Source organism: Haladaptatus sp., assembly GCF_049589095.1.
GTDB lineage: Archaea > Halobacteriota > Halobacteria > Halobacteriales > Haladaptataceae > Haladaptatus.
The window spans coordinates 1-2,341 of the sequence record NZ_JBAWAC010000415.1 but is presented as its reverse complement, the minus strand read 5'-3'; the positions used below and the strand labels follow the sequence as shown (position 1 = coordinate 2,341).

Here is a 2,341-nt window from a genome sequence, read left to right as displayed (position 1 = left end):
GATTCATCCTGACCCTAAAGGGTCAGGTATTCTCCTCGATTCTGTATAAGCGTGAACCCGAGTGGCCTGGTGAGTGACGGGCAGCACGAGGGGTCAACTCCCGCGGCGGGTCCTTTCCCGATTCGGTGCGACGAGCAACCTTCCCGAGAGACCCGGAAAGGGATGACTCGTTCACTACCGAGCTTCATACGGCAGAACTGCCTTGGAGTCAACTCCCGAGGCGCTCGTCTTGTATCTCTGTCGAGTTGATGTGTGAATGAAACTACCACACCCACACCTCTCAGCTTGTGTCGCTCGACTCGTCGAACCGCTCCTCGACGAACGCAGCGAAATCGTCGGCGAACGCCTCGACCGACTCCCAGTCGGTGAATTCGACGTCGCCTGACGTGTCCACCTCAGGGTGCTCTTTCCTGGTGATGCGTTTCATCAGCGCTCGCATGAGGAAGCCGTACTCAGAGAATCGTAGCGCACCGCCAAAGAGGCCGATTCGGTCAGGGCGCCAGTCCGTGGCTTCAACGAATTCGTCGACGTATCCAGCCGCCTCGGCTGCTCCCTCCTCGGTCTCCTCTCCGGACGCACCGGAGACCTGGAAGAAACCAGTTGGCTTCGGCACCAACACATCGCGGTTGGCCTTTCCGAACTTACGAACTGCCTTTTGTTGTTTGCCCATATGGATCGACGCGCCGACCAGAACGCCGTCGAAGTCGTCGATATCGAGATCGGGGCTGATCTCCTTCACATTGACCGTCATCGTCTCGTGACCGTTCGCGGTGAGCCTGTCGCCGATGCGATCAGCCACCTTCGCGGTTTGTCCTTCACCGGTACCGTGAACTACCCCGCCCTGCTCGGCCTTTCGGCCTCGCTGAGGACGGGGCTTCCTGTTTCGATGACGCGCTGTGCAGGAACCGAATCGGTTCCCACAGGGAGCGCAGTCTCCGCAGGCATTGAATCGGGGTGAACCACCCCTACTTCGGAGAGTCCGCGTGAACGGATGTTGTACGCCGCGTTGAGGTCGCGGTCCGCCTCGAACCCGCACGAGGGACACGAATGTTCGCGCACCCACAACGGCTTGTCGGTCGAAACGCCGCAGTGGGAACATTCCTTTGTCGTTCCCCTTGGATCGACGGCGACGAAATGCGTTCCCTCGCGGTCGCACTTGTACTCCAACATTCGCAGGAACGTGCCCCACGCTGCACCGGCGCGATTTCGGCTGTTCGATGGGAGTTCCATCAGCCCCTTAGCATCGAGGTCTTCGACCGCAACGAGGTCGTATTCCCGAGCGTAGTACGCCGAGAGCTTGTGAAGGAAGTCCCGACGCTTTCGCTTCAGGTCGGCGTGGCGTTGGACGACGACCCGCTGTTGTGTGCAGTAGTTCGCCGAGCCGTGGTCCTTCCGCGAGAGCTTCCGTTGTGCGCGTTCCAACCGCTCGCGTTCGTCCGAGATATCGAGACCTTCGACGGCGGTTCCGTCGGAGTCGTGGGCGTACTTCAGGATACCCACGTCGATCCCGACGCACTTTTCGGGGTTCTCGGGCTTCGGTGGCGCGTCGTCCTCGGTTTCGATCCCAAGAACGGCGAACCACTCGCCGGTCGGTTCCTGCTTCACGACGACCTCCTTAATCGTCGCGTCGTCGGGAACCTCGCGGTGGTAGATCATCGGAACGTCGCCGATCTTGGAAAGAGTGAGTACAGGCCGACCGCTCGTGATGTTGAGCTTGAAGCCGGTTTGGCTGTACTTGATCGAGCGATATTCCTGCGGGGCCTTCCATCGAAGTTCGCCGACGCGGTAGCCGTTGTCCTTCCTCCCCTTCAGCGTCGAGAGGTTGTCGTACAGACGTTGTACGACTTTCTGAAGGACTTTTGAGTGAACGTCTTTCAGGTCGGGCCACTCGCGTTTGAGGTCGGGAAGGAGCGACTGTTCGGAGTAGGCGGACGTGCCGTCTACTCGGTTGAGTCGGTGAAGAAAGTGGTTGTAGACCTGCCGGCAGGTATCGACGGTCCACGCTAACCGCTCGTGGACTTCCTCGGATGGTTTGAGCCGATACCTGTAGTTGTAGCGCATAGTCTACTCGTCATCGGATGGATCAGTGACGCGAACGACCTTGACGGTGGCACCTCGCCATCGCTTCGGAACGAGGACGTGAGCACCGTTGCCGGTGGGTTTGACCTCGGATTCGTGGACTTCGTGTCCTTCGATCTCGTACCGATCCATTCCCAATGTTTACACGACGTAGAAACAGATAGCTACCGGTGGCGTGGGCCTGCGGACCGGCGATATCACACGGACGAAAGACGATGACGGCGTTGACGAGACGCGTTGCGTCTCGTTCGCACACAAGAGC

At 59.5% G+C, this 2,341-nt stretch carries 3 protein-coding genes; all 3 read right to left on the bottom strand.

From position 1 onward, the window contains the following. Positions 1 to 280: 280 nt before the first annotated feature. The 3 genes from WBV42_RS13095 to WBV42_RS13085 are packed head-to-tail and all read right to left on the bottom strand — an operon-like array spanning position 281 to position 2,211. On the bottom strand, positions 281 to 799 hold the full coding sequence (locus WBV42_RS13095) for a flavodoxin domain-containing protein (RefSeq protein ID WP_423986419.1): 519 nt from the start codon (positions 797 to 799) through the stop codon (positions 281 to 283). Between the two features lie 32 nt (positions 800 to 831). After that, positions 832 to 2,061: an RNA-guided endonuclease InsQ/TnpB family protein gene (locus tag WBV42_RS13090; protein ID WP_423986418.1), complete on the bottom strand. Its 1,230-nt coding sequence runs from the start codon at positions 2,059 to 2,061 to the stop codon at positions 832 to 834. Between the two features lie 3 nt (positions 2,062 to 2,064). Next, entirely contained in the window at positions 2,065 to 2,211 is a 147-nt protein-coding gene (locus WBV42_RS13085) for a DUF2080 family transposase-associated protein (protein ID WP_332097962.1), read from the bottom strand. Between the last annotated feature and the right edge of the window lie 130 nt (positions 2,212 to 2,341).